Annotated in this window: 29 protein-coding genes; 9 read left to right on the top strand and 20 right to left on the bottom strand. The window is 66.6% G+C overall.

The window, feature by feature from the left end; all coding sequences use genetic code 11:
• Positions 1 to 31 precede the first annotated feature (31 nt).
• Entirely contained in the window at positions 32 to 553 is a 522-nt protein-coding gene (locus tag K8P10_RS04715) for a 2-phosphosulfolactate phosphatase (RefSeq protein ID WP_224780650.1), read from the bottom strand.
• Positions 554 to 665: 112 nt separating this feature from the next.
• Between K8P10_RS04715 and msrB the strand changes: the two genes are divergently transcribed.
• Positions 666 to 1,067, top strand: coding sequence for a peptide-methionine (R)-S-oxide reductase MsrB (gene msrB, locus K8P10_RS04710; protein WP_224780649.1), 402 nt, complete (start codon positions 666 to 668; stop codon positions 1,065 to 1,067).
• A 140-nt stretch (positions 1,068 to 1,207) separates the two neighbouring features.
• On the top strand, positions 1,208 to 1,954 hold the full coding sequence (locus K8P10_RS04705) for a FadR/GntR family transcriptional regulator (protein ID WP_224780648.1): 747 nt from the start codon (positions 1,208 to 1,210) through the stop codon (positions 1,952 to 1,954).
• Between the two features lie 17 nt (positions 1,955 to 1,971).
• On the opposite strand, the gene K8P10_RS04700 is transcribed toward K8P10_RS04705, so the two are convergent.
• From K8P10_RS04700 to K8P10_RS04655, 10 genes are all read right to left on the bottom strand, one after another.
• On the bottom strand, positions 1,972 to 2,796 hold the full coding sequence (locus K8P10_RS04700; RefSeq protein WP_224780647.1) for an SDR family NAD(P)-dependent oxidoreductase: 825 nt from the start codon (positions 2,794 to 2,796) through the stop codon (positions 1,972 to 1,974).
• Positions 2,797 to 2,860: 64 nt separating this feature from the next.
• Positions 2,861 to 3,850 (bottom strand): alpha-ketoacid dehydrogenase subunit beta, encoded by a 990-nt coding sequence (locus K8P10_RS04695; RefSeq protein ID WP_224780646.1) that lies wholly within the window; start codon positions 3,848 to 3,850, stop codon positions 2,861 to 2,863.
• On the bottom strand, positions 3,847 to 4,827 hold the full coding sequence (locus K8P10_RS04690) for a thiamine pyrophosphate-dependent dehydrogenase E1 component subunit alpha (protein ID WP_224780645.1): 981 nt from the start codon (positions 4,825 to 4,827) through the stop codon (positions 3,847 to 3,849). The genes K8P10_RS04695 and K8P10_RS04690 overlap by 4 nt, the downstream gene beginning before the upstream one ends.
• An 8-nt stretch (positions 4,828 to 4,835) precedes the next feature.
• Positions 4,836 to 5,063 (bottom strand): lipoyl domain-containing protein, encoded by a 228-nt coding sequence (locus K8P10_RS04685; protein ID WP_224780644.1) that lies wholly within the window; start codon positions 5,061 to 5,063, stop codon positions 4,836 to 4,838.
• Between the two features lie 80 nt (positions 5,064 to 5,143).
• Complete coding sequence (locus K8P10_RS04680; RefSeq protein WP_224780643.1) at positions 5,144 to 6,034, bottom strand: PPC domain-containing DNA-binding protein; 891 nt, start codon at positions 6,032 to 6,034, stop codon at positions 5,144 to 5,146.
• A gap of 115 nt (positions 6,035 to 6,149) precedes the next feature.
• Positions 6,150 to 6,920 carry an SDR family NAD(P)-dependent oxidoreductase gene (locus K8P10_RS04675; protein WP_224780642.1) on the bottom strand — a complete coding sequence of 257 codons (771 nt, stop codon included), beginning with the start codon at positions 6,918 to 6,920 and terminating at the stop codon, positions 6,150 to 6,152.
• A 21-nt stretch (positions 6,921 to 6,941) separates the two neighbouring features.
• Positions 6,942 to 8,420: a TRAP transporter large permease gene (locus K8P10_RS04670; RefSeq protein ID WP_224780641.1), complete on the bottom strand. Its 1,479-nt coding sequence runs from the start codon at positions 8,418 to 8,420 to the stop codon at positions 6,942 to 6,944.
• Positions 8,417 to 8,992: a TRAP transporter small permease gene (locus K8P10_RS04665; protein ID WP_224780640.1), complete on the bottom strand. Its 576-nt coding sequence runs from the start codon at positions 8,990 to 8,992 to the stop codon at positions 8,417 to 8,419. The genes K8P10_RS04670 and K8P10_RS04665 overlap by 4 nt, the downstream gene beginning before the upstream one ends.
• A gap of 60 nt (positions 8,993 to 9,052) precedes the next feature.
• The gene (locus tag K8P10_RS04660; protein WP_224780639.1) at positions 9,053 to 10,069 is read right to left on the bottom strand and encodes a DctP family TRAP transporter solute-binding subunit; all 1,017 of its coding nucleotides are present in this window, start codon (positions 10,067 to 10,069) and stop codon (positions 9,053 to 9,055) included.
• 271 nt (positions 10,070 to 10,340) lie between these two features.
• On the bottom strand, positions 10,341 to 11,357 hold the full coding sequence (locus K8P10_RS04655) for an AEC family transporter (RefSeq protein WP_224780638.1): 1,017 nt from the start codon (positions 11,355 to 11,357) through the stop codon (positions 10,341 to 10,343).
• Positions 11,358 to 11,465: 108 nt separating this feature from the next.
• Here K8P10_RS04655 and K8P10_RS04650 point away from each other — a divergent pair, with 108 nt between their 5' ends.
• Both K8P10_RS04650 and K8P10_RS04645 read left to right on the top strand, forming a co-directional pair.
• Entirely contained in the window at positions 11,466 to 12,236 is a 771-nt protein-coding gene (locus K8P10_RS04650; RefSeq protein WP_224780637.1) for a dihydrolipoamide acetyltransferase family protein, read from the top strand.
• Positions 12,237 to 12,367: 131 nt separating this feature from the next.
• On the top strand, positions 12,368 to 13,804 hold the full coding sequence (locus K8P10_RS04645; RefSeq protein WP_224780636.1) for an LLM class flavin-dependent oxidoreductase: 1,437 nt from the start codon (positions 12,368 to 12,370) through the stop codon (positions 13,802 to 13,804).
• Here the strand turns inward: K8P10_RS04645 and K8P10_RS04640 are convergent.
• On the bottom strand, positions 13,793 to 14,620 hold the full coding sequence (locus K8P10_RS04640) for an alpha/beta fold hydrolase (RefSeq protein ID WP_224780635.1): 828 nt from the start codon (positions 14,618 to 14,620) through the stop codon (positions 13,793 to 13,795). The two genes, K8P10_RS04645 and K8P10_RS04640, sit on opposite strands and share 12 nt — an antisense overlap.
• 68 nt (positions 14,621 to 14,688) lie before the next feature.
• Here K8P10_RS04640 and K8P10_RS04635 point away from each other — a divergent pair, with 68 nt between their 5' ends.
• The 4 genes from K8P10_RS04635 (at position 14,689) to K8P10_RS04620 (ending at position 17,686) form a co-directional block, all read left to right on the top strand.
• Positions 14,689 to 16,002: a condensation domain-containing protein gene (locus tag K8P10_RS04635; protein ID WP_224780634.1), complete on the top strand. Its 1,314-nt coding sequence runs from the start codon at positions 14,689 to 14,691 to the stop codon at positions 16,000 to 16,002.
• A 10-nt stretch (positions 16,003 to 16,012) separates the two neighbouring features.
• A complete protein-coding gene (locus K8P10_RS04630) occupies positions 16,013 to 16,858 on the top strand; it encodes an HAD family hydrolase (protein WP_224780633.1) in 846 nt (281 codons plus the stop codon).
• Positions 16,859 to 16,943: 85 nt separating this feature from the next.
• A complete protein-coding gene (locus K8P10_RS04625; protein ID WP_224780632.1) occupies positions 16,944 to 17,204 on the top strand; it encodes a hypothetical protein in 261 nt (86 codons plus the stop codon).
• Positions 17,205 to 17,239: 35 nt separating this feature from the next.
• Positions 17,240 to 17,686, top strand: coding sequence for an acetyltransferase (locus K8P10_RS04620; RefSeq protein ID WP_224780631.1), 447 nt, complete (start codon positions 17,240 to 17,242; stop codon positions 17,684 to 17,686).
• A 2-nt stretch (positions 17,687 to 17,688) separates the two neighbouring features.
• On the opposite strand, the gene K8P10_RS04615 is transcribed toward K8P10_RS04620, so the two are convergent.
• The gene (locus tag K8P10_RS04615) at positions 17,689 to 18,210 is read right to left on the bottom strand and encodes a glyoxalase/bleomycin resistance/extradiol dioxygenase family protein (RefSeq protein ID WP_224780630.1); all 522 of its coding nucleotides are present in this window, start codon (positions 18,208 to 18,210) and stop codon (positions 17,689 to 17,691) included.
• Between the two features lie 68 nt (positions 18,211 to 18,278).
• Between K8P10_RS04615 and K8P10_RS04610 the strand changes: the two genes are divergently transcribed.
• Positions 18,279 to 19,061, top strand: coding sequence for an AraC family transcriptional regulator (locus K8P10_RS04610; protein ID WP_224780629.1), 783 nt, complete (start codon positions 18,279 to 18,281; stop codon positions 19,059 to 19,061).
• 70 nt (positions 19,062 to 19,131) lie between these two features.
• Here K8P10_RS04610 and K8P10_RS04605 read toward each other — a convergent pair whose 3' ends face one another.
• The 7 genes from K8P10_RS04605 to K8P10_RS04575 form a co-directional block, all read right to left on the bottom strand.
• Entirely contained in the window at positions 19,132 to 20,613 is a 1,482-nt protein-coding gene (locus tag K8P10_RS04605) for an ATP-binding cassette domain-containing protein (RefSeq protein ID WP_224780628.1), read from the bottom strand.
• The gene (locus K8P10_RS04600) at positions 20,606 to 21,427 is read right to left on the bottom strand and encodes an energy-coupling factor transporter transmembrane protein EcfT (protein ID WP_224780627.1); all 822 of its coding nucleotides are present in this window, start codon (positions 21,425 to 21,427) and stop codon (positions 20,606 to 20,608) included. Before K8P10_RS04600 ends, K8P10_RS04605 begins: the two co-directional genes overlap by 8 nt.
• Positions 21,424 to 22,284, bottom strand: coding sequence for a histidine kinase (locus tag K8P10_RS04595; protein ID WP_224780626.1), 861 nt, complete (start codon positions 22,282 to 22,284; stop codon positions 21,424 to 21,426). The genes K8P10_RS04600 and K8P10_RS04595 overlap by 4 nt, the downstream gene beginning before the upstream one ends.
• A complete protein-coding gene (locus K8P10_RS04590) occupies positions 22,281 to 23,336 on the bottom strand; it encodes a nucleoside hydrolase (protein WP_224780625.1) in 1,056 nt (351 codons plus the stop codon). Before K8P10_RS04590 ends, K8P10_RS04595 begins: the two co-directional genes overlap by 4 nt.
• A 4-nt stretch (positions 23,337 to 23,340) precedes the next feature.
• Positions 23,341 to 23,826 (bottom strand): GbsR/MarR family transcriptional regulator, encoded by a 486-nt coding sequence (locus K8P10_RS04585; protein WP_224780624.1) that lies wholly within the window; start codon positions 23,824 to 23,826, stop codon positions 23,341 to 23,343.
• Between the two features lie 46 nt (positions 23,827 to 23,872).
• The gene (locus tag K8P10_RS04580) at positions 23,873 to 24,745 is read right to left on the bottom strand and encodes an alpha/beta fold hydrolase (protein WP_224780623.1); all 873 of its coding nucleotides are present in this window, start codon (positions 24,743 to 24,745) and stop codon (positions 23,873 to 23,875) included.
• Between the two features lie 93 nt (positions 24,746 to 24,838).
• Positions 24,839 to 25,411: a TetR/AcrR family transcriptional regulator gene (locus K8P10_RS04575; protein WP_224780622.1), complete on the bottom strand. Its 573-nt coding sequence runs from the start codon at positions 25,409 to 25,411 to the stop codon at positions 24,839 to 24,841.
• Between the last annotated feature and the right edge of the window lie 66 nt (positions 25,412 to 25,477).

The following is a 25,477-nucleotide window of genomic DNA, read 5'->3' as shown; positions in this document are numbered from 1 at the left end:
TGCTCGGTACGAACGTTGCCGCGGCCGGGGTTCACTTCCAGCGAGTGGCCTCGGCCTCGGCGTCGACCTGCGCTGCGGCGATGACCTCGTCGCGGCGGCCCGAGGCCGACAGCTCCAGACCGGCAGCGCTTGCGGAGAGCAGATGCTTCACCGCACGACCGAGCGGACGGAACCCCTCGGTGGCGACGGCGACATCCGGCGCCGTGTGGTCGATGCCGCGCGCCGAGAGCGCATCGCCGATCGCACCGGCAGCCAGGTAGTCCTCGACCGCGAACCGGCCCTCGTCGCCGGCGAGCACCAGGTTGATCGCGGTGCGACCGCCGCGCGCCACCTGCTCGTCGAGAATAGCCTGCGCCGTCGCCGTGGCGTTGCGCAGTGAGCCGACGAACACCGTGGCACCGGCGGATCGCTCCGACACGCGATCGATGAACGCCTGGTTCGTACCGATGGCGTCGACCACGACGACGATCTCAGCTGCAGCGAGGCGCTCCAGCGCCCCGGTCCCCCAGTCGAGTCGCACCTGATACGTGGCTTGAGCGCGAGGATCCGTCATGGCTTCCAGCCTATGAGGCGGGTCGCCGAGAACTCGGGAGTGTGTCGTCCCGTGACGACGGAGCCGCCCGCCGCCACATCGAGATTCGGCCGAAAGGCGTAGAATCGTCGGCATGGCATACGAGGTCGAGAAGTCCGAAGAAGAGTGGCGCGCAGAGCTCGGAGACGAGCAGTACGCGGTGCTGCGCGAGGCGGGCACCGAGCGCGCCTGGACCGGTGAACTGCTCGATGAGGATCGCGCGGGGTTCTACACCTGCGCCGCGTGCGGCAACGAACTCTTCGAGAGCGGCACCAAGTTCGATTCGCACTGCGGCTGGCCGAGCTTTTACGACTCGGTGCGCCCTGAAGCGGTCGAACTGCTCGAAGACCACTCGCTCGGCATGGAGCGGACCGAGGTGCGCTGCGCCCGCTGCGGCAGTCACCTGGGCCACGTCTTCCCCGACGGTTTCGGCACCCCGACGGGCAACCGCTACTGCATGAACTCGCTGTCGCTGAACTTCACGGCTGAGTCCTAGGAGCAATCGCTGAGTTCCGATCAACGCGAGAGCCACTGTCACAACTGAACCGGGTTCAGAAATATTTCTGTCGGTGTGGAATATGATCGCTTTAGACGCCGCACCTGTTGGAATTCGCTTTGAGTCGGGAGGATCTCCGCATGAAGCCTCTCGGCCTTCCGCCATTCTCTCCGAGCGTTTCGTTGAAGAACCATCAGTTCTACGCGAGCATGCTCGATGACGCGGCACTCGTCGCGTTGGTCGGTCTTCTCGGCGAAATGTCACCAGGCGACCGTCTCCCGAGCGAGCGGGAATTGACGCAGCAACTCAATATCAGCCGGAACACGCTACGCGACCGCATTGGAAAACTCGAGTCGATGGGGATTCTCACGCGGAAGGAGCGGCTCGGAACTTTCTACTCGGGCATGCAGGCGGAGCAGGCCGGAAGTGGCCTGGTCCTCGGGCTCATGCTCGAGCAGATCACAGTCGAATCACTCATCTCCATGCGGCACGCGCTCGAGCGTCAAGCGGCCATCGAGGCGTGCGCCAACGCGACAGAAGCGCATCTGGCCGAGTTGCGCAAGAGTAACGAGGCGATGAACCGAACAGAGGACGGAAGAGAACTCCTCGCCGCCGACATGATGTTCCATCAGGCACTCTTTGCTGCCTCAGACTCCCCAGCGCTGCTCTTCTTTTCCCAGATGCTCAGTGCCGTGCTGCACGGCACTCTCCGCCACCTCACACTGGAGCAAGATTTCGAGACGATGCGTACGGTGCACGGCGCCGTTCTCGCAGCCGTCGAGGCGCGGGACGAGGGCGGCGCGACTCGGGCAATCGACGCTCACTTCGCATGGCTCCACGAGTTGCGCGAGCGCGAACGACTCGCCGCTTCAGATACGTCGACCTGAGCAGGGAAACCGTGCGCTCACTTCATCGGTGCGGTGACGACACTCTGCACGAGCCCGCCATCGACGGGCAGGCAGACCCCGTTGATGTACCGGGCCTCATCAGATGCCAGGAAGAGCGCGGCATTCGCCACGTCGAACGAGTCTCCCATCTTCCCCGTCGGTGACAGTGCATCACGCGCCGCTACCATCTCTTCTACGGTGTCGTACGCATCGCTGATCTGACGGTAGATCATGGGGGAATCAATGTACCCCGGCGCAACAGTGTTGGCGCGAATTCCCTGAGCGGCGTATTCGATCGCAAGATTCTGCGTGAACTGCGCGACGGCACCCTTCGTCGCCGAGTAGCTCGGATAGTTGTATCCGATGTAGCGCATGCCTCCAACCGAACCGATGTTCACGATGCTGCCGCTTCGGCGTTCGAGCATGTGGGGCAGCACATGCTTACACGTGATGAACATGCTGGTGAGGTTAACGTTCAACACCTGCCGCCACTCTTCGAGCGATTGTTCGATCGGCCCGCCCATCCGGGCGATGCCGACATTATTGTGCAGTACGTCGATCTTTCCGAAGCGCTCGATCGTCTGAGCGACCGCGTCCCGCATCGAGGCTTCGTCGGTGGCATCCCCCACGATCCCGAGCAGCTGCGGAGAAGCATCGTGTTCTGCGCACTCGAGGCGGACGCGCACCAGCGCATCGGTCACGGCCTCATCGGTCAAATCTACGATGACCACGTCGGCACCCTCGCGCGCATAGGTGATCGCGGCGGCCAACCCGTTGGTGATCTCCCCGCCGATCGAACCACCGCCGATAATGAGGCACGTCTTGTTCTCGAGTCTTCTCATTTCCCATCCTGTCTATCAAGCAGAGAGGGAGGGGCGTCCACGACGCCCCTCCCTCTCGAATCAGTTACGCGAGCGTCCGCTTCACCGCGGCGACGAGGTCCGCAGGCGATGGGATGACCGCCTCTTCGAGCACCTGCGCGTATGGGATCGGCGTGCGCGCACCGCCCACGCGCACCGGTGCGGCATCGAGTTTGTCCCACGCGGCCTCGACCGTCTGGGCGACGAACTCGGCACCCCAGCCGTAGTCGCGCACGGCCTCGTGACCGACCACGAGGTGGCGAGTCTTCCCCACCGACGCGTAGACCGACTCCATGTCGAACGGGTACAGGGTGCGCGGATCGACGATCTCGACTTCGATCCCTTCTGCAGCCAGTTCGTCGGCCGCCTGCAGAGCGTATGCGAGGATCTGCTGCGTCGCGACGATCGTCGCATGGGTACCCTCGCGCGCGATGCGCGCCTGCCCGAACGGGATCGGCTCGAACGAGACCGGCCCCCGGTCGTAGTACTGATTCTTGTGTTCCAGGAAGATCGTCGGGTTGTCAGACGCCGCAGCTGTTCGCAGCAGACCGTAGGCATCGCCCGGTGTGCCTGGCACGACGACCTCGAGCCCGGGAATGTGCGCGAACAAGGTCTCAAGCGACTGCGAGTGCTGAGCCGCCTTGCCGATGCCCGAACCACCATTGCTGCGAATCACGAGCGGGGTGTCGAACTGCCCACCGAACATGTACCGGGCCTTCGCCGCCTGGTTGATGATGCCATCGAACCCGAGGAAGGCGAAGTCGGAATACATGATCTCGAGAATCGGCCGGGTCCCTCGCGCAGCGGCAGCCGACACGGCGGACAGCAGTACTTCCTCGCTGATCGGCGTGTCCATGACGCGCTCGCGACCGAACTTCTTGAGCAGTCCGCGGGTCACACCGTAGGTGCCGCCGCCCGTGCCCCAAGTGGTGATGTCCTCACCCAGCACGAAAGCTTCGGGCGTCGATTCCATGATCTCGTGCATGGCGGCGTTCAGTGCGCGCCACGTCACCATGTCCTTCGTCTGCGCATTCATGCGACGGCTCCCTTCGCGTACACATCGGTGAAGGCCTCCGCGACCTCCGGATAGGGCGACTCGCGAGCGAACTGCTCGGCCGCTTCGACCTCTTCGACGACCGTTGCCGCGGTGCGCTCCCACTCCTCTTCGGTGAGCACTCCCTGCTCGATGAGTCGCGCGAGCAGCTTCGCGATGGGGTCGTTGCCCCGCGCCTCCTCGACTTCATCGGCACTGCGATAGATCTCTGTGTCTCCAGCCATGTGTCCGAGGTACCGGTACGTGTCGAGCACGAGGAACGAGGGGCCTTCGCCCGCGCGGGCCCGCGCCACGGCCTCGCTCGCCACACGGTACACTTCCTCGAGATCCATGCCGTTCGCGTTCACCGACGGCACGCCGTAGGCCTCGCCGCGTCGGCTCAAATCGGGCTGCGCCACCATGTCGTCGATCGACGCCGACTGCGCGTAGTGGTTGTTCTCCAGAACGAAGATGACGGGCAGCTTCCAGATAGCGGCGAGGTTGAAGGCCTCGGCGAGCACGCCCTGGTTCGACGCCCCGTCGCCGAAGTACGAGACAGCGACGGTACCGTCACCGAGCTGCTTCGACGCGAGCGCCGCTCCGGTGGCAAGTCCGATGCCGGCGCCGACGATCCCGTTCGTGCCGAGCACGCCGATCTCCTTCGCGCCGATGTGCATCGATCCGCCCTTCCCGCCGCAGTAGCCGGTGGCACGACCCAGGATCTCAGCCATAGTCCGGCCGAAGTCGGCACCCTTGGCGAGGGTATGCGCGTGTCCGCGGTGGGTACTCGCGATTGCGTCAGCGTCGGTCAGCGCAAGCGACACCCCGACCGCGATCGCTTCCATACCGAGTGAGGGGTGCGTGGATCCGCGGATGAGCCCTTCCTCGGAGAGCAGCGGCATTCGCCGTTCGAACTCCCGGATCTTCGCCATCAAGCGCAGTCCGGTGAGGCCGTGCTCGGTTGCCTGATAGTCAGTCATGTCGCCTCCTATGCAATCGTCGCGAGCGTCTCGTCGAGCTCGACGAGGTCGCCCGGCTCCTTCTTCAGCGCGATGACACCCGCGGCGGGGGCCACGAGCTCGTTGACCAGCTTCGAGGTCTCGATCGAGCCGATGACCTGGCCTTCGGTGACCGTGGCGCCGTCTTCGACGAGCCACTCCCCCATGTCGGCTTCGGTCTCTTCGCCGATGAGGTCCTGGCTGAGGGTGACGTCCATGTTGGTACTCCTTGTGATGTGGATGGTGATGTCGGTGGGTGGTGATCCCCTGACGGGGCGGAAAGGGGTGGGGCGCGTGCTCAATCCAGGCGCTGCACCGTAAGTTCGAAGGTCGCGGCGACGAGATTCTCACCGGCGACAAGCTCGCCGGCGTGGATCACGCCGTGCCGGTCGACGAGCGTGCTGCTGAGGCGCACCGTGAGTTCACCGTCGACGGTACGAACATCGCCGATGAGCGCGATGACTTCGGTCGCCGGACCGTCGACGAACCGGGACTCACCCGACGCGCGGTCGACGAAGGTGGCACCCGCGAAGCTGCCGAGGCCCGCCCGCACTGCCGCACGGGTGAAGCCGTATTCTCGGCACACGGCCAGCACCGCGTTGGTGATGTCCTCATTCGGCAGTACTCGCGCGACGACGGTGTCGGGTGCGTCGAGGGTCTGTTGGTCGTGATTCTGCTGCTCGCCCATGAGTGCGCTCCGTTCGGTGGGGGTAAATACCGGCATGAGGGTCTCCGGGTCCGTTGCACTCGTCCACTGCGCCCCGTAGACCGCCGTCACGAGTGCGAACGGCGGCGCACCGGTCTCGGTCTCGAGCCAGAGGTGGCCACCCTCGAGCGCGCCTCCGGGCTCTTGCCAGCAGCAGTGGCTGTGCATAAAGCGTTCGCCGTCACGGAGCCCCAGGGTGACGGAGCCGTACACGAGATGCGCGACCGCCCGCCCGCGGGTCTCCGAGAAGCTCAGCGCCTTCTCGGCCGTCGCAACGTCTGGCACGCAGTATCTCAGCGGCGCGTAGTCGCCACCGCTCAGCTCGGCATACCCGCTGTCGGCGCCGAGGTCGGCGAGCGCCCCGTGGAGCTGGTCGACGAGCGGGGTGCCTGGCTCGAGCTCGCACACGACGCTGCGCGTGCGCACCGGCACCGAAATGATGCGATGTTCGGTTCTGGGTCCCGGGTGAACGAGTGGTTGCATCGGGTCCTCCATTCAGCTTGTGACGTGAGAGGTGGACTCCCCGAGACGGTGGTGGGTCTCGTGCCGGATGGCTCCGGGTATGGAGCGCGGCAGGGAGGAATCAGGTGTAGTGTGCTCAGCCGATCGCCGTACCTCCGCAGACCTTGAGGGTTTCTCCGGTGATGTAGGTGGCGCCGGACGACGCCAGGAACGCGACCGCCGAGGCGATGTCCTCGGGCTGACCGATCCGCTTGATGGGCTGGGCGTCGACGGGGTACGGAACCCCCCGGGTCATCGGCGTCTCCACCGGTCCGGGCGCCACAGTGTTGCAGGTGATGCCGAGGGGGCCGACCTCCTTCGCGACCCAGCGGGTGAAGGCGATCACCCCGCCTTTCGACGCTGCATACGCGGGACCGGTTCGGGCAGCGGCGCCCTCCCCGCCGGAATTGGCGCCGCCAATGATGCCCGAGATCGAGCTCACGTTGATGATCGCACCGGATCCGGCGCGGCTCATGTGCGGATAGACCGCTGCCTGCGTCATCAAAAAGGTGCCAGTCAGGTTGGTCTGGATGTCCCGCTCCCAGATCTCGTCCGTCATCTCCTCGAGACTCAGGCGCCCGGCGGTACCGGCGTTGTTGACCAGCACATCCAGTGAGCCCCAGTCGGCAACAACTTCATCGATGCACGCGCGAACCGCCGCGCGGTCGCGGATGTCGACTTGCGCGCTCCGCACACGAACCGCGCCTCCGGTCGCCTCGGTAATGTCGTGCACCGCCTGTGCACCATTTGCGACATCAATGATGAGCACATCGGACCCTCGGGAGGCGAGTTCATGTGCAATCGCCGCGCCAATTCCACCGGATGCCCCGGTGACTACGCTGACCTTGCCGGTGAGCTCCTGTGACATGAGTGATTCCTTCTCTTCGGCTCACAGGCCGAGCAGGTCGGGCAGCCAGTTGCTGAGTGCCGGGATGAACGTGACGAGCATGAGCACGCCGATGCCGGTTGCGAGGAAGGGCAGAATTCCCTTCACCGCTTCGAAGAACGAGATCTTCGCAATGCTCGCCGCCACGAAGAGGTCGATGCCGACCGGTGGTGTGATGAGGCCGATCGCGAGGTTCATCGTCATCATGACGCCGATCGTCGACAGATCCATACCGAGTTCGAGCAGCACCGGGACGAAGAGCGGGATGAAGAGGTAGAACGCGGAGATCGCATCCATGAACATACCTGCGATGAGCAGCGCCAGGTTGATGATGAGAACGAGTGCCACCATGCTGCCCGTGAGGCTCAGCATCCAGTCGGCGATATCGCCGGCGATCTGATTCCTGGTGATCACGTAGGCGAACAGCGTTGCCGACGCGATGATCAGCATGATCCTGCCCGACATGACTCCCGCGGTGGTGAAGATTTTGAACATCGCGCCAAGCTTGAGGTCGCGCGTCACCAGGCCGAAGACGAGTGCGTACACTGACGCGACCGCAGCCGACTCCGTTGGGGTGAAGATGCCGCCGTAGATGCCACCGAGAATGATGACCGGCACCAGCAGGCCGGGTACCGCTCGCCCGAACGCCTTGGCAACGACGGAGGCGGGTGCGCGTGTGGAGCGCATGCCAATGCCGCCACCCGACACGGCGTTCTCGGGTGTGACCTCTTCGAGTGTCAGGAGTCCCGTGTTGTCACCCGTTCGGGCGACGGCGCCGGTCGCGGTGACCGTCGCCTCGGGAACGCGACGGTTCTTGCCCATCGCTTGACTCAGATGCGCGGTCGCGTTCGCCTTGGCGATCTCCATATCGCGCGGCAGGAACCGTGCGACGAAGTAGAGAACGACGACCAGGATCAGGCCGGGAACGACGCCCGCCATGAAGAGCCGGCCGATGGTGACGCGGTCGACCCCTGGCCCCGCATAGTCCGCTGCGACGACGGCGAACACGATGTACGCGATGCTCGGGGGAAGGATGATACCCAGCTCGCCGGATGTCGCCACGAGCGACGCAGCATGACGCTTGCTGTAGCCGTGCTTGACGAGCGCCGGGATCAGGATGCCGCCGATCGCCGCGACCGTCGCCGGACCGGAACCGGAGATCGAAGAGAAGAGCAGTGCGGTCAGGATCGCGGTGAGCGCGATGCCGTTGCGCATGTGGCCGAAGCAGGCATCGGCGAACTCGACCAGGCGTCGAGAAATGCCCGTGAGCTCCATGATGACGCCGGCCAGAATGAAGAAGGGGATGGCGAGCAAGGTCTCCGAGGACATGCCGGCGTACAGAATCGCCGAGGCGGGGGCGAGCGCTTTCACGCCACCGGTGAATGTGATTGTCGCGAACGCCGCGAGTCCCATCGACATCGCGATCGGAACGCCGATGAACAGGCAGACGGCGAACGTACCGAAGAGCACGAGTTCAATCATGAGCGGTCTGCTCCCTTCGGGGTCGCGGCTGCGGTGTCGGCAGCTCGGGCATCGGCCTCCAGCGCTGCGGCCGCGGCGAGCGCCTCGGCCTCCTCGCCCTGGAAGCCCTCTCCGCCGCGGAGTTCGATCACCGCGACCTGGATGGTGCGAATGGTGCCGAGAAGTGCCCCGACCGGGAGCCCCATCGTGAGGATCCACTGCGGGATCTGCAGTGCGGGGGTGAGCCGGCCGGACTGCAGCTGGTTCATGGCGGTGTCCCACCCGAGCCAGAGGAAGACGGCGTAGAACGTGAGCATCGCCGCGCAGACGATGACGATGACGAACTTGTGGAGGACGCCACGTGTCGAGTCTCTGAGCAGACTGAAGCTGGGGTGCGTGCCGAGTCGCGTCGCCGCGGAGGCGCCGACCATCGTCAGCAGCACTGCGAGGTTGATAACGAGTTCTGTGGTGAAGGAGAACGAGGCGTGGAACACATAGCGCGCCACCACGTTGGCGAAGGCCAAGAGCGTGATGAAGAGGAAGGTGAGCGCGATGATCGTGTTTTCCAGGCGGCGCAGGATGAGATCAAGCATGAGGAGTCGAGCCTTTCAACGGGGCGGACCGGGACCGGTCCGCCCCATCGTCATGGACTGTTAGGGAGCCTTGACCGCGTCGGCGATCTCGGCGGTCCACTTGCTCTCGTAGCTGTCGTAGACCGGCTGCATCGCTTCGCGGAAGGCCTGGAGCTGGTCGGCGTCGAGGGTCGTCACCGTCATCTCCTCCTCCATCTCGGCGAGCTGCGTCGCCTCGTTCTCGCGGCTGAGATTGATCTGGTACTCGTTGGCCTCGGCGGCTGCCTCGTCGACGATCGCCTGATCCTCATCGCTCAGCGCCTCGTACATTTCGAGGTTCATGCCGAGGATCAGCGGATCGTAGACGTAGTTCCACACCGTCAGGTAGTCCTGCACCTCCATGAGACCGTTCGAATAGATGACGTCGAACGGGTTCTCCTGACCGTCGATGGTGCCGTTCTGGAGCGAGGTGAAGACCTCGGCGAAGTTCATCGAGACGGGGTCGGCGCCGAGTTCCTGATAGATGTCGAGGAACAGGTCGGAGCCGGCGACGCGCACCTTCAGTCCGGGAATGTCGCCCGGCTCGGTGATCTCCTTCTTGCTGTTGGTGATCTGGCGGAAGCCGGACTCGCCGAAGCCGAGCATCTTGATGCCCATGTCCTCGGTGAGGCCCATGTATGCCTCGGCACCGCCATCGGCGATGGCTGCGTCAGCCTCCTCGTAATCGGCGTAGAGGAACGGTGCGGTGATTGCGGAGAAGCGCGAGTCGATGCCCGAGTAGATGATCGGCGAGTTGTACGAGAAGGCCTTATCGCCGTTCGCCAGCATCTCGACGCCCGCTGCAGGGTCCCCACCGGAGAGCTGCTCGTTCGCGAAGAGGTTCACCGTCATGCGACCGTCCGACTTCTCATCGAGAAGTTCGGCGAATTTCTCAGCGCCCGCCCACCAGGTCGAGGTCTCGGACACCGTAATCGTCATGTCCCAGCTGTAGGTTTCACCCTCCGCGCTGGCCCCGTCTCCGGCTCCCCCACCGCACGCGGTGAGCGTCAGAGCCGATGCGGCGAACGCTGCTGCGACGAGAGTCATCTTCTTCTTCAAGTCCATCTCCTCCTTGAGACGTGTGAACTGGTCGAACGGGTTGTGTACGGCCAGGTGAAGCGGTGATCCGGGTCCCGATACGGTCCCGATTCATGTTTCCGCCGCGTTTCAGAGCGAACGCCTCGGATCAGTATGCACACTCTGGTAGAACCAGACAACCTCGCCCACCAGCGCATCCCCGCTTACTGGTTGGACCAGGGGTGCAAAGGTGAGGGCTTAGCGCCCCTGATCAGGCTTTTCTGTGAGATATTTCGTTACCTAACTGTGATCTTTATGCAGGGGTAGCGAGAATGGCGAGGGGAATCGTAATCACTGCGACGACACTCGTCACGAGTGTCGTCGCGCTCGTCACTCGCGCGTCGCCGTCATACTCGAACACGAGAATGCTCGCGGTCGAAGACACCGGCATCGCTGCCATGATCACAGCCGCGGCGATCCACGACGGACCGAGATTCGCACCGAACACCAGCAGCACGAGAATCGTCACGGCCGGGAGCACCACGAGCTTGACCGAGGACGCTAGCAGCACAGCGGGCACGGGCACAGCGCCGGAGCGCATCCCTTCAAACGCCGGTTTGATCGACAGCCCGACCGCGAACATCGCCGCGGGCACCGCCGCCTGGCCGAGCATACCGAGGCTCTGCCTGAACACCTCAGGCATCGTCACCGGGAGCGCCCCCAGGATCAGACCGAGCACGACGGAGATCATGACGGGATTCACGAGCACTGCCCGCGTGAAGACCCGCCAGACCAGTGCCACCAGCCCGGTCCTGGACTCGCTCCCGGCTCCCCGATGTCGCTGCTGGAGCGCTTTGAGCAGCGGGTAGCCGACCATGAACAGCACGTTGTGCAGCAGTTGCCCGAGCGCCGCCGCGAGCGCCGCCTGCGGGCCGACCACGCTCAGGACGATGGGGACGCCGAGGTATCCGACGTTGCCGTATGTCGAAGCGATCGCCACAGGCCCTGGCGCCACAGCCGTCTCCTGGGCATCCCGACCTCGCGCGTCCACCCTCCGCCCCCGCACCCTGGATCTGAGCCGGGTAGCCCCTCCGACCGCGAACGCCAGCAAGCCAGGGACGACGAACGACGCCACCACGAAGACGAATGGCACACCGTCCGAGACTGGGGCTTCGGCGAGAGCCATAAGAATGAACGCCGGAAGCGCGAAGTTGAACACGAAGGCATTGAGTCCCGCCTGCGCACTCCGGAAGCGCTGCGCGAAGCCGGCAGCCATGCCGATCCCGAGCAGTACGAACAGCGGAGCAACGAGGAGTGCGATCTCGAGCATCTTCGGCCTTTCGCGAGGGTGATGAAGGGGTCACCGAGGATGCTACCTTGGTTCTACCAGAGCGCGCGGCGCGCTCTGCAGCCCTGGATCACTGGAGATCGTGCCACAATGACGTCCACCACAAGCGCTCAGCCACCCGTCACCGCTACCGGAGCGGAGCCCGGTGAATCGCACGAGACCACCGAGAAGATCTCGCGGATGCGCGCCACGATCGCTGAACGCATGATGAGTTCGCTGCATGAATCCGCGCAGCTCACCGCGACCGTAGAAGTCGATCTCACCGAGCTACAGGTCTACCGAGCGGCGGAGAAGGAGGGGTTCCGCGACCGCGAGGGCATCGGCCTGAGCCCGCTGCCCTTCATCATCCGCGCGGCGATCGAATGCCTGCAGGAGTTTCCGAGGATCAACGCGAGGTTCGACAGTGAAGCTCGCCTCATCCGTCATCCTGGGGCCCAACACATCGGTGTCGCCGTAGACACCCCCCGCGGGCTTCTCGTCCCCGTAATCGCAGACGCCGGCGCCCTCTCCGTCACTGAGATCGCGCACCGCACTGCCGACTTGGCCGCGCGCTGTCGCCTGGGCAAGATCGGCGCGGAGGAGCTGTCGGGTGGCACCTTCACCGTCACCAACTACGGGTCCGTCGGCACGCTCCTCGACACCCCGATCATCAACCAGCCGCAGTCCGCCATCCTCGGCATCGGATCGCTCGCGCGCCGACCCGCGGTCGTCATCGGTTCCGACGGGAACGAGCGCATCGAGCCCCGCGATCTGATGTTCCTCTCGCTGAGCTACGACCACCGCATCATCGATGGCGCGGACGCCGGACGATTCCTCTCAGGAGTGAAGCAACGCCTCGAATCAGGAACCATGACTATCTAGCGGGCTCGACGCCTGTCCGTCACACGACGCAACACTGATCGCAGGAGAATGCCCTTCGCGCGAAGGATGAGTAGGTTCGGATGCACGGGCCGTGGTGAACGGCGCTGTCCCACTCCGAAGGAGCTCCGTTCATGCCAGCATCCTCAACGGCACCGTCCCGCCAGCACATCAGGCTCAACGCCTTCGACATGAACTGCGTGGCCCACCAGAGTTCAGGCCTCTGGCGCCATCCAGACGACCGTGCGTGGCAGTACAAGGACATCGAGTACTGGACCCACCTGGCCCGGGTGGCCGAGCGTGGACTGTTCGATAGCATCTTCATCGCCGACGTACTCGGCACCTACGATGTCTTCGGAGGGAACGACGTCGCGGCGATTCGGAACGGTGCACAGGTCCCGGTCAACGATCCAGTCCAGCTCGCTGCGGTGATGGCCGCGGTGACGGAGCATGTGGGCTTCGGGATCACGGCGGGAACCGCCTACGAGCACCCCGTCCCCTTCGCGCGTCGGCTTTCCACCCTCGACCACCTGACGAAGGGCCGCGTGGGCTGGAACGTCGTGACCGGCTATCTCCCCTCGGCAGCGCGCAACCTCGGTCAGCACGACCAGATGGAGCACGATCAGCGCTACGAGCACGCAGACGAGTATCTCGAGGTCGTCTACAAACTGCTCGAGGGGTCTTGGGAGGACGGTGCAGTGCTTCGCGATCGCGAGCGCGGCATCTTCGCCGATCCCGACAAGGTGCACCACATCGGCCACCGGGGCACGCACTTCGCCGTGCCGGGAATCCATCTCTCCGAACCATCGCCGCAACGCACGCCGCTGGTCTTCCAGGCGGGCGCCTCGAGCCGCGGGATTCGATTCGCCGCTCAGAATGCGGAGGCGATCTTCATCGCCTCCCCGACGAACGCGGTCGCCCGAGCGAGCGTCGACGCAATCAGATCAGCACTGGCCGACGCGGGTCGCTCCCCTGAAGCCGCGAAAATCTACCTCCTCCTCACGATCATCGTCGACGAGACCGACGAGCTCGCTCGGGCGAAGCACCAGGACTACCTGTCGTACGTCAGCCCCGAGGGTGCGTTGACGTTCCTCTCGGGATGGATGGGGATCGACCTCTCCCAGTACGACCTCGACGAGCCGCTCGGAAACGTGCGGAGCAACGCGATCCAGTCGACCGTCGCGGCATTCCAGGCGGACAACCCAGAGGGTCGTGCCTGGACGATCCGGGACATGGTGGAGCGGAACGGCATCGCCGGTCTTGGAGCAACCGTGGTGGGCTCGGCTTCGACCGTCGCGGATGAGCTCGAACGGATCGTTGCCGAGACGGGAGTCGACGGATTCAACCTCGCATACGCGGTGACGCCTGGCACATTCGAGGATGTCGTCGAGTACGTCGTGCCCGAACTCCAGCGACGCGGCGTCTACCCCACCGAGTACGCCGAGGGCACGCTCCGGCAGAAGCTCTTCGGCGCGGGCGACCGACTTCCCGAGGATCATCGTGGCGCCCAGTACCGGGTCGGTGCGCCGCTGTCGACCATCGACGACAGCGCTCGTGAATCAACAGACTGACGTCACACGAGGCTGAGTTCCGGAAGACGCCCCCCGAGTCGAGGCGCGAGCCACATCGTCGGCCAACACCTGGGGCCACGACGAGACATCTTCCGGCGTGTGGGCGACGGAGAGAGTCGCGCCAGGGATCAGCTGGGCGAGCCGCTCGGCTGTCGACACCGGGTGCGCGGCGTCTCCGCTCCAGGCGAGGACCGTCGTCGGGATGGTGAGTCCGGCGATGCGCGCCGGCGCCGGCAGATCGCTCGCCGCGGCGCCTCTCAGAATCGATGGGAGGGTGCGTTCCGGAACCTCCGGCCAGGTCTCAGGGTGTCCGATCGTCGCAGGCGGTTCGGGTGCGTCCCGTCCCGACTGCACCCAGCTCTCGAGACTGTGCGCTTCGATGTAGGCTGCCGACCGCTCGTACTCTGCGGCGCGAGCGGCCCGTGATTCCCACGCGGTCGGCGGCAGCAGCAGCGTGAAGCCGCTGAAGCGGTCAGGCTCTCGCACGGCCGCGTGGAGGAGGGTCGCGCACCCCATCGACGGCCCGACTCCGTGCACCTGCTCACCGGGGAACCAGTGGTCGAGCACCCGCAGCAGATCCTCGGCGAGGTGGGGCCAGGTGTAGTCGTCGGGAACCGCCCGTCCTGACGAGTGTCCGTGCCCGCGGGCGTCGTACCGCAGCAGCCGTGTCCCGCTCAGACCGCGCCCCAGATCGAGATCGAGCACCCGGTCGCGGTAGCGACTCGAGGTCAATCCGTGCAGCTGGACCACGGGGCGGCCGCCCTCGTCGCTGAGCTCCACCTCCAGTTCGGCACCTGGAACGGCAAAGGTCGGCATCGGCACTCCTTGTGTTCACCGGGAAGATCCGCAACGCTCGCGGCCTCCACAGGGGATAGAGTACCGCCATGCGGTTGACCAACGTTGCGCACCTGCGTCTCCCCTTCGGGAGGCTGCTCGGGTATGACGTTACCCTGTCCCGGCCCGGCCGCGAACTGCCGATCTCGTTCGATCAGCGGCGACACCTGCGCGACGGAGATCGACCCGGCTCCTGGATGGCACTGTCGTTCAGGCTGCGTGAACCTCTGCCCAGGGATCTGCTCGCAACCGCATGGCTCGCGGTCATCGAACGGCACGGCACACTCCGCTCCGTCTTCATTCCGGGCGCCGACGGGGAACCCCGGTTGCACGAGGTCGAGGTGCGGCCAGGGGCATGGGTCGAGCACACGATCGCGCCGGGTCAGGCGGTCAACGACGCCGTTCGCGATGTCCTCGATCGGCACTGCGCCCCGTTCGACCGTCCGTCGCATCGCCTGTGCGTACTCGAGACCGCGGCAGGACCGACCATCGTGATCGGTGCCGATCACGCCCACGTCGACATGTGGTCCATGCTGGTCATCGCTCGAGACTTCCTGGCGGCTCTCGAGGCCGCCCGCTCCGGTACCGTTGCCGAGCTTCCGGAGGCAGCCGCGTTCGCAGAGCACACCCTCGTGCTCCGCGGCCACGACGCTGCACCGCCCGAGGTGCGGCAGCGATGGGCCGAGGTGATCGACGGGAGCGGCGGCGTGATGCCCCGGTTCCCCCTGCCGCTCGGCTCCGGTGGTGCCCAGCCCGAACGCGTCGAGGTGCGCGACGTCTTCGATGTCGCCGACAGCGACGCGTTCGCCGAGCGGGCGCGCGGTTTCGGCGTCTCCACGCTCTCCCTCGCCGTTTCGGCGATGACCACCGCGACCCGCGATCTCGCGGCGCTACCGCTGCGCGCGGTATTCCCCGTCCACAGTCGCTTCGACGACACCTGGTACGCCTCCGTCGGCTGGTTCATCACGAACTCGGTGCTCGAATCTGCGGATCCGGATCCCGCGGCGTGCGCGGCCGCGGTGCGCGAAGCCGTCCGCCTCGGGTCCTGGCCGCTTGAGGAAGTCTTGGAACCGTGGGGCGGCATGCCCGAGGCGCCCGGCATGTTCGCGATCTCCTGGCTCGACTTGAGACGCCTCCCGGTGCGCATCGACGCGACATCCCTCGAGGCGCAGTACGTCGGCGCCACGATCCGTACCGACGGCGTCATGCTGTGGTTCATCCTGGACGAGTCGGGCCTGCACCTGAGGTGCAGATATCCCGACACACGGGAAGCGCGCGAGCACGTGGGTTCCTGGCTCGATGAACTCGTGCGCCTGCTGCAGTCGGCGGCGCACGCCGAGCGCGGCACGACCGCGGGCCCATAGGCTGGAGGTCATGGGTACTGGCACCTCACTCCGCCTCATCGCGACCGACCTCGATCACACCCTCCTCGACGGAGACGGCCGGGTCTCCCCGCGCACGCGTGCGGCGCTCGATGCGGCTCGCGCCGCGGGAATCGCGGTGGTCCCCGTCACCGCGCGGCAGCCGATCGGCTTGCGCGCACTTGCGGAGGAGAGCGGTTTCGACGAGTGGGCCCTGTGCGGCAACGGCTCGCTCGGCATCCATCTCGTCTCCGGAGAGGTGCTCTTCGCGCAGGAGACCCCGGCAGAGGTGCTGCAGCGGTTCGCGCAGACCTTGAACGCACGGATTCCCGGACTGCACTACGCCAGTGTGCGCGGAGACGGCGAAGGATTCGTCGCCGAACACGGATACGCGGCACTCGCCCAGTTCTCCGACCATAAACGGGACCCGTCGACGATGGATCTGATGGCGCTCGAGGAGGTCCTCTCCGAGCCGAGCCTGAAGCTCGTGGTGCGGCACCCCGAACTCTCCCCCGCCGCACTGCTCGACGCGGTTCGCGAACTCGGCGTGACGGGGTTCGAGGCCACGCTCTCCGGCGCCCCGTTCCTCGAGGTGATGGCCGAGGGGGTCACCAAGGGCACCGGACTGGCGCGGCTCTGCGCGGAGCTCGAGATCGATCGCACCGAGGTCGTCGCGTTCGGCGACGGATTGAACGATGTCGCCATGCTGACCTGGGCCGGGCACGGCGTCGCCGTCGCGAATGCTCAGGCGGAGGTTCGGGAGTCCGCCGACGAGATCGCCCCCGCCAACACCGAGGACGGGGTGGCCCAGGTCATCGAGCGGCTTCTCGCGGGCCGTGGAGTGACGGTACCGGGGTAGGGTCTGGCAGATCGCCGCCAGCTGTGCTTCCATGGGCGTCACGTCGGGACGCCCCCGTTCCGACCTGACAGACAGGGAGAATGTGGTGAACAACTTCAAGCGCAGAGCAGCGACCGTCGGCATGGCAGTGGGCCTGGTCACGGGAGGAAGTCTGATCGCCGCCCCGGCCGCGAATGCCGCGCCCCCGACCATGGCCGACTGGCAGTACAGCACCAAGGCTGAGTGCGAGCGCGTCGCCTACGCCAAACTCAACGAGGCGTTCCGGAGCGGCTGGCTGATCGACCGCTACATCCCGTGCCACCAGCGCAACGGCAACTACTGGGGCGGCAGTATCTACTACGCGTAAGTCGCCCGGGGACTCGGTGCGCGTAAACTGTCGGGATGCCCGGGACCCTGCTGCACGAGAACCCCGCCGAGCACGAGTTCCCCCGGCTCGTCGCCATCTGGCGAAGCGCCGTGGACGCGACGCACGACTTCCTGGCATCCGGCGACCGGGACGCGATCGAACGCGCACTCATTCCAGACTACTTCCCCGCCGTCCACCTGGTGAGCGCGAAATTGGATGGGCAGACCGTCGGCTTCTCAGGAGTCGCTGACGGGAATCTCGAAATGCTGTTCGTCGACGACGCATTCCGGGGGCGAGGAGTCGGAGGCAGGCTCCTCGCCCACGCGATCGCCGAGCGCGGAGTGCGTCGCGTCGACGTCAACGAGCAGAACACTCAGGCCGTCGCCTTCTACGATCACGCCGGGTTCCGAGTGCGCGACCGTAGCGAGACCGACGGGGCAGGGCGCCCCTACCCGATCCTGCACCTCGAACTGGTCCAGTAGCGCTACTCGTTGCTCGCCCGCTCCATCTCGGCGGCCCACTCGGCGACCCTTCGCGCACTCTCGGACTCCGAGAGATCCTCAACACGGGACATGAGCGACCATCGCACGCCGAACGGGTCTCGGATCGAAGCGAACCGATCGCCGGAGACGAAATCGCTCACCGGCTCTCGGATCTCCGCTCCAGCCTCCGCAGCGCGGGCCACGAGTTCGTCCACGTCGGCGCAGTACAGGCCCATCGAGTAGCAATCGGCGCCGCCCGTCGGTGCCGAAACGAGACCATACTCGGGGTTCGGCTCGCCGAGCTGGAGCCTCCCCGTGCCGAAGTCGAGATCGGCGTGCACCACGATGCCGCCCAGCTCGGTGACGTCGACGACGCGGGCACCGAGCACCGACCGGTAGAAATCGATCGCGCCGGCCGCGTTCGCGATTGCGAGGAACGGGGTGAGACTCGTGGAGCCGTGCGGTACTCCCGCTGTCGTATGGTCTCCGGTGACTCCGCGCCGAGGCGCTTGCTGTTCGTTCATAGGATTGACCATATGCGTCGGATGAGCGTTCGGCTAGAAGATTCGCGACGCGGCGAACGGGGGCAGCCATGACCGAGCACTTCGACGGACGGGGCGTGCTCTTCCCTGCCCGCCTTCCCTCTTTTCACCGCGTGCCGGTCTCTGACCCCGTGTCCGCGCTGGTGCACTGGTTCTGGATCCCCCGTTGGCGGCTCGCGCCCGGAACCTCCTCGCGACAGGAGGTACTCCCGTTTCCCGCATCCAACCTCGTCATCGAACCCGACGGCGTCTCCCTCGCCGGCCCGACGACCGGAGCATCGCACCGGGTGCTGACCGGTGAGGGATGGGCCGTCGGTGCGCTCTTGCGCCCCGCGGCGCTCGCAACTCTCGTCGCGGATCCGCGCGAGATCCGGAACACCGCCCGCCCCTGTGCCGAGCCTGACCTGCACCGCGCGGTCACGGCCGCCATGCACGACGCGAACGAGCCACGAGCCCGCGAGGAGGCGGTCCGCCTCTTCACGGAGTGGGTACTCACGCACCTCCCCGCTCCAGACGACCGCGGCCTGCTCGCCAACCGGATGGAAACGCTCATCGCTTCCGACCGCAGTGTCGTGCGCCTCTCGCAGGTCGCCGAACGGCTCGGCGTGTCGATCCGCGCGGCCCAGCGACTCGCCGAGCGCTACGTCGGCCTTCCCCCACTCGCGATCATCCGGCGGTACCGGCTCCAAGAGGCGGCCGAGCGCGTCCGAGCAGACCCCGGTCTCTCCATCGCCCAGATCGCAGCCGAGCTCGGCTACGCGGACCACGCTCACCTCACCGCCGATTTCAGGCACGTCCTCGGGTTCACCCCCACCTCCTATCGACGCACCTAACCAGCGCTCCCGAACAGGCACCGCGCGAGGAACTGCGGCGGCAGCGGGCCTGATCACCGGGACGCCGAATTCAGCCTCCGAGCCGGACGACATCGCGCGCGACGGACCGAGCCCACTTGACGTCGTGCGTCGTCAGGATGACAGCACCCCCTCCAGCGGTATGATCCTGGATCGTGCGCTCGAGCCGACGCATCGCACCGAGGTCACGCCCCAGCGTAGGCTCGTCCAGCAGCAGCACCGGTGCACCGAGCAACTGCGCCGAGGCGATGACCAGATCCTTCCGCGCGGCCGGACCGAGATCGAACGGGTGCGTGTCTGCGAACTGTAACAGCCCGTGCGCTTCGAGCAGTTCCGCGGCAGCACGGGATCGCTCCGCCCGCAGGCGGGTGCGCTCTCGTCGACGGTGCGGCGGCAACGGCACTCCGCGCTCGAGCTCGCTCCGGGCGCTCGAGGCCGAGAGCTGCGCGCTCGGATCCTGACCGACCCAGCCCACGTGCCGCGCGCGCCGATACGCCGGCAGATGATCCAGCGCGACCTCGCCGCGCTCGCCTGCACCCCGGATCGAGCCGCTCACCCGAGCCTCGTCATCGAGCAGGCCGGCGATCGCGCGCAGCAGCGTCGATTTACCGACACCGTTCGCGCCGATCAGAGCCAACACATCGCCGGCACCGAGCGACAACTCGAAGCCGTCGATGAGTACCCGCTCGCGTAGGGCGACTCGCAGATCAGCGACCTGCAGCAGCGTAACCGACGGATCCTCCCCCGGACGACCACCCCACTCCGCACTGCGCCCAGATGCCCCTCCGCCTCCCGGCACGGTGTTCCACACCCCGGCTGCGTCGAGATCGCTCGGCAGGACGGCAGCACTCGGCACCGTGCACGCGACCGTGCCGTCCCGCACGAACCCGATCCGATCCGCAGCCGAGCTGAGCTCGTCGTGCTGATGCCCCGACAGCAGCACCGCGCCTCCCGCATCGCAGTAGCGGCGCAGGGCACTCGTCAACCGTCGACGCGCGTCAGGATCCAGGGAGAGAGCCGGCTGATCGAGCACGAGCAGAGCCGGACGCAGCGACATCAGGGAGGCCAGTGCGACGAGTTGGCGCTCGCCGCCGGAGAGCGTCTCCAGTCGTCGCGCGCTGAGGTGGGCGACACCGAGTTCCGTCAGAGCGTCGAGCGGGTCTGGCCCGCCCGTGAGACCGTGCAGACGCCGGGGCAGACGCACCTCATCATCGACGAACGTGGTCATCCCGGTCAGCTGCGCCTCCGGGTCGTCGCCGAGCATGGCACTGCGAGCGCTTGGATGCTCTGCCGACCACTCCTCGGCGCCCCACTGCACGCAACCCCGGAGAGTGCCGCGCTCGCTCAGCAGCCCGGCAGCGAGCCGGCAGAGCGTCGAGGTGCCCGACCCCTCGGCGCCGAGCAAGGCCAGCATCTCACCGCGCCGGAGCACGATGTCCACTGCGGTCAGCGCGGGCACGGGTGCCTGCGCTGATGCATCGTCATACGTGAAGCCAACGCCGGAGCATTGCCAGACGATCGCCCGCTCACCCACCTGGACCACCCCACATCGCGATGACCTCGGAAGCCGAGGGCAGCGTGAGGACGCCTGATAGCGAGGCCGCGACGACCGCGACGGTGCAGACAGGGGCCGCCCACCGGAGTGCGCGCTGACCCATCGGGTCCGCGCGGTCCTGCAGAGGTGCGGGGCGGGCAGTGGCCCCGAAGCCGCGCTGCGTCAGCGTGTCGTGGCGCTGGTCGAGCTGCACGAGAGCGGTAGTCAGGAGGCCACCGATGATGCCGGGCATCAGCGCGACGCGGATCCGTAGGCGATTCGTCTCCCACCCGCGTGCCGCTCTCGCCTCGAGTGCGTGGCGGGTCCGGTCCCTCACGAGCGGAGCAAGGCTCATCGCCGTCGCGCACACGTATGAGATGCCGAGCGGCACCCGGAGGCGACGCATTCCGTCGAAGGCTCTCGCGGAGTCGGTACCGAGCGCGAAGAGCGCACATGCCGCGACCATCGCGGCGACGCGCAGCCACAGCTGCACGGCAATCGCGAGTCCCTCGACCGTCACGGCTGCCGGACCCCACCGGTGCAGCACCGTCGCAGACGCGTCGGGGTAGAACAGCCCCTGCACGATCCCGACCATGACCAGCATCGGCACCGAGAGGACCGCCCAGGTCGCCGCCCATCGACGGAACCCCGTCGGCGAGCGCACCGCGCCGACCGCCGAGGCGAGCAGCACGATGAGCGGCACCACCGGCGACGAGATGCCGTAGATCAGCACGAGCGCGCAGAAGAGCAGCACGAACCCCGTCGCGGGGTGCAGGTTCGAATCCGCATCCCGGTCAGGCCGCCGTGAGGTCACGGCACCGGTGCCGACCGCGAAGGTGACGGGCGACGCGAGCGCACGGACCTGCTCGCCAGCGGATACCGGTCGACGATGCGTCGCGGGAGGGAACGCAGCACGAGGAACGCGAGCAGGAAGATGATCGCCTTGTCAGCGGTATCCGAGACGAGACTCTGCACCGTCGTCGCGTGCAGCATCTCGAGACCGGCGGCCTGCAGCGTGGCGACGACCCCGCCTGTACCGACGCCGAGTCCGCCACCGAACACGAAGGCGGCGACCGGTGCGCCGAGCGCCCCGCCGGGAAGCCCGGCGATCAAGCCGGCCAGGATCGCCGTCCACGCAGCACGGAACGCCCCGAGTCGCGCTGCCCACCCGGCGGCGGCCCCGATGAAGGCGGCTCCCGCCGTGAAGGCGATGACGGTGGGATTGATGGTGACGCCCCAGATCACGTTTGCGAGGACACCGGTGAGGGCACCTGCTGCGGGGCCCGCGAGCACTCCGATGATGACGGACCCCAGCGAGTCGAGGTAGAGCGGCACGGGCGTGAGGGTGCCGACGATCTGGCCCACCGTGATGTTCAGCGCGATGGCGACGGGCATCAGGGCGAAAATGCTGCGCGGGATGAGCGGGAGCGTGCCGGCGGCGATGAGCACGGCACCGGCGAGGTAGCCCAACATCACCCAGAGAGTGGCGGGCCCGAGTTCGAGGCCGAGCGTCGCCGGCTGGGTGAGGATCACGGCGAGATAGGTGGCGACGATCACGAGAGCGCCGGCGCCGGTCGACAGGTAGGCCCACTTCGGGGCGGGGGTGCGAGGTTCTCCGGGACGCGACGTGAAGTCGAGCCCCTGTCCAGATGTGCTCTCGGACGGGGTCATGGCTGCGGTCCTTCCATCAGGGTATTGGTCAGGTGGTCGAGAAAGCGTTCGGCGTCGATGCGCCGAATGATTTCGGCGTTCGCGGGACGGTTCCAACGGCCGAGCCAGTCGGCGACGGTCTCGCCGCGCGTGAGGGTTCCCGTGAGCTCGACATCGACGGGGGCGAGCGCGGTCTCCGCCCAGGGCACTGGGACGGGTGACGGCGCATCGCCCCGGTCTGATCGGGCCCAGGCGAGCGCGGCTGCGAGCACGTAAGGGTCATGGATGTGGGCGATATACCCGTGGCCGTCAGCCTCGTGGAACTCGAAGTAGAAGCGCAGCGCTTCGCCGAGTTCGTGCAGCACGGCGCGCCAGGTCGGGTCGGTCTGCGCACCGAGGATCCGTCCCAGTCGTTCGGGGGTCATCTCCACGGCCTCGGTCGCCTCGATCGGGGCGATCACCGGAGGGTGCGCGGATCCGCCATCGACGAATGCTCCCCCGAACGCGGCGAACACCCTCGCCGCGGCCTCCGGGTCGTAGGTCACATTCCACTCGGTTGTCGGGTGGGTGTTGCCGCGGTAATTGAAGGCTCCGCCCATCACGAAGAGGCGCCGCACCAGGCGCGGCAGATCCGGCTCGATCTCGAGCGCGAGCGCAAGGTTCGTCGCCGGTCCGATCAGCACACCGATGAGTTCACCCGGGTGGGCTCGTGCGGCATCGACCCAGGCTTGGGCGGCGGTCGTGCCGCTCAGGGCTGCGTCCGGCTCCGGCAGAGTCGCGTAGCCGCACCCGCGGTCGCCGTGCGTCTCCTCGGCGTACTCGGGATCCGCCTCGGTGACGGCCGCTCGAGCGACCGGATGGGTGGCTCCGACGTGGAGCGGGATGTCCGGGCGGGCAGCGAGGGCCAGCCAGCCCTGGGTGTTCCGCGCCACCTGCGCCGTCGAGACGTTCCCGCCGCTCGCGGCGACGCCGACGACCTCGACGTCGGACTGAGCCAGCAGATACGCGAGAGCGATGGCGTCGTCGATGCCGGGGTCGCAGTCGAGAAAGAGCGGGATCGGGTTCTCGGCCATCCCTCTATTCTGCCTGCTCTGCCTTCCCCGCGGAGTGCCGCTCCCAGCGCTCCCACAAAGCGGGGAGTTCGGACTCCAGAAAACGATAGAGCTCGGTCACGTTCTCGAGCCTCCGCCGTCGCTCCGGGTCGGAGCTGTCGATGAGCGCGAGCCCGTTCTCGGTGATGCGCCGAAACGCTGTGGTCTTCGCATATCGGTTCGCGAGCATCCGGCCCCACCCGTCGGCGCTGATCCGCAGGTACTCCTGGCGTTCACCCCGTCTCCGCACTCCCTCCACGAGACCACTGGGGGTGAGCAGCCGCGCGGCCGTACTGATCGAGCTCCGGCTGACGTCGAGCACTCGCGCCAGGTCGGCTGCGCTCTGCTCGGGCGGGTCGCTGATGAGCAGCCACCCGATCACCCGACCCGAGATGAGCGGCATCCCCTCCGCTGCGAAGAAGGATGCCACCTCATCGACGAAATCGAGCTCGTCTTCGGTCGGATCACTCATTCACCCATCCTCTCGTATGCGCAGTGCAGGTCGGGATACGGACCGCTCACTGCCGGAGAAACTCGATGATCAAGCGATTGACGAGCTCGGGACGCTGCCGATTCACCCAGTGTCCCGAACCGGGAACCAGCTCGAAACGAGCTCCGGGAACCGTCTCCGCCGCCGCGCGGGACTGGTGCGACGGGACACCCGCATCCTCCGCGCCCTGGATGAAGAGGGCCGGACAGGAGATTTCCTGGAGTCGAGGTCTGAGATCAACCCGCATGCGCCGGAAGCCGATCGAGGCGTTCTGCCAGTCGGATGAGCCTGACCCGTGCTTCAGCACGTCCGCGTGGTACTCGTCGACGATGGCGTCGAAGTCGTCGACAGTACCTGCGAACAGGGCCCGTCGCGCGAACCATGCGCAGGCGGCCCGGCTGCGAAACACGAGCGACGGCAGTGTGCGATGCAGCAGGCGCACTCGAGCAATCATCCACAGCAACTGGTGCAGGACCGGTGGGAACGAGAGGATCCCTGCCGGGGCGAGCGCAACGATGCGCTCCACACGCTCGGGCCGTTCGATCGCGTAGGCGAGCGCGAGCGCACCTCCTTGGGAGAGGCCGACGAGAGACACGGTGTCGACTTCGCAGTGCTCCAGGACCGCGTCGATGCACGCGAGCATCCGGGAATGGTCCGCTGTCCCGGTCCAGGGCACGCTGCCTCCCTGCTTCGGCCAGTCGAGAGCGAATACACGGTGGTGCTCGGCAAGGTCCGGAATCAGGCGGCGCCAGCTCAACGAAACGTTGTCGTTTCCGGCGCCGCTCAGGAGGAGCACCGGCGTCCCTCGCTCACCGCGGGTGATCACTCGGAGCGTCCCTTCAGGCTGCTCGATCCACAGAGACTCCCCGAGATCGGCCGCGGGGTCGCGTGCATCCGACATATCCTCACAGTACCGGCATTGCAGCGATTACTGCAACGCCTGCACGTTCATGCGCGCCGTGCGCTCGCGCCTCCCCCACCAACACCCCGGCGCCTACTCCTCGGGCAGGATCCGGGCCACCAGGGCATCGATGGCTTCATCAGGATCAAGATCCGGGTCGACCGGGCTCGTCAGCAGATCGAGCATGAGGCCATCGATCGCGTAGTGAAACAGGGCGACCTCGAGACGCCCCCCCGGGAGACCGGCGGCTGCATTGAACGCCACGTCCGCCTCGAACCCCGCACGCAACCACGGAGCCAGCACCTGGGCGAGATCCGGACGCCTCGCCGAGTCGAGTCGAAGCTCGAACAGTGCCCTCGTAACATCCGACTCCGCAGATAGACGGCGCACGATATCGCGGATGTACTCCGCGAAGAGCTCCCGGCCGGGCGACCGCGACGCTCGCTCTGCGAGCTCCACCGCGGAGGGGGCGAGACGCTCTCCGATGCGCTCGAATATCCCGGCGATCAGCGCATCACGGCTCCTGAAGTAGTTCGACGCCGTCCCGAGAGGAACCCCTGCCTCGCGGTCGACCGCGCGATGCGTCAGCCCCCTCGCTCCCGAGTGGGCGAGTAGCGCGATTCCAGCATCACCCAGCACCGCTCTCCGCGCATCGTTCTTCGCCACACCCTCACCCTAGCGCAACCACTGCAGGTGTTGTAGTCTTCACACCACTTCACCTGTTGTGATTGG

Origin of the sequence: Leucobacter sp. Psy1 (assembly GCF_020096995.1) — a bacterium.
In the GTDB taxonomy this organism is placed as follows: Bacteria; Actinomycetota; Actinomycetes; order Actinomycetales; family Microbacteriaceae; genus Leucobacter.
The sequence above is the reverse complement of the archived record's forward strand: the minus strand, read 5'-3'. Positions and strand labels throughout refer to the sequence as shown.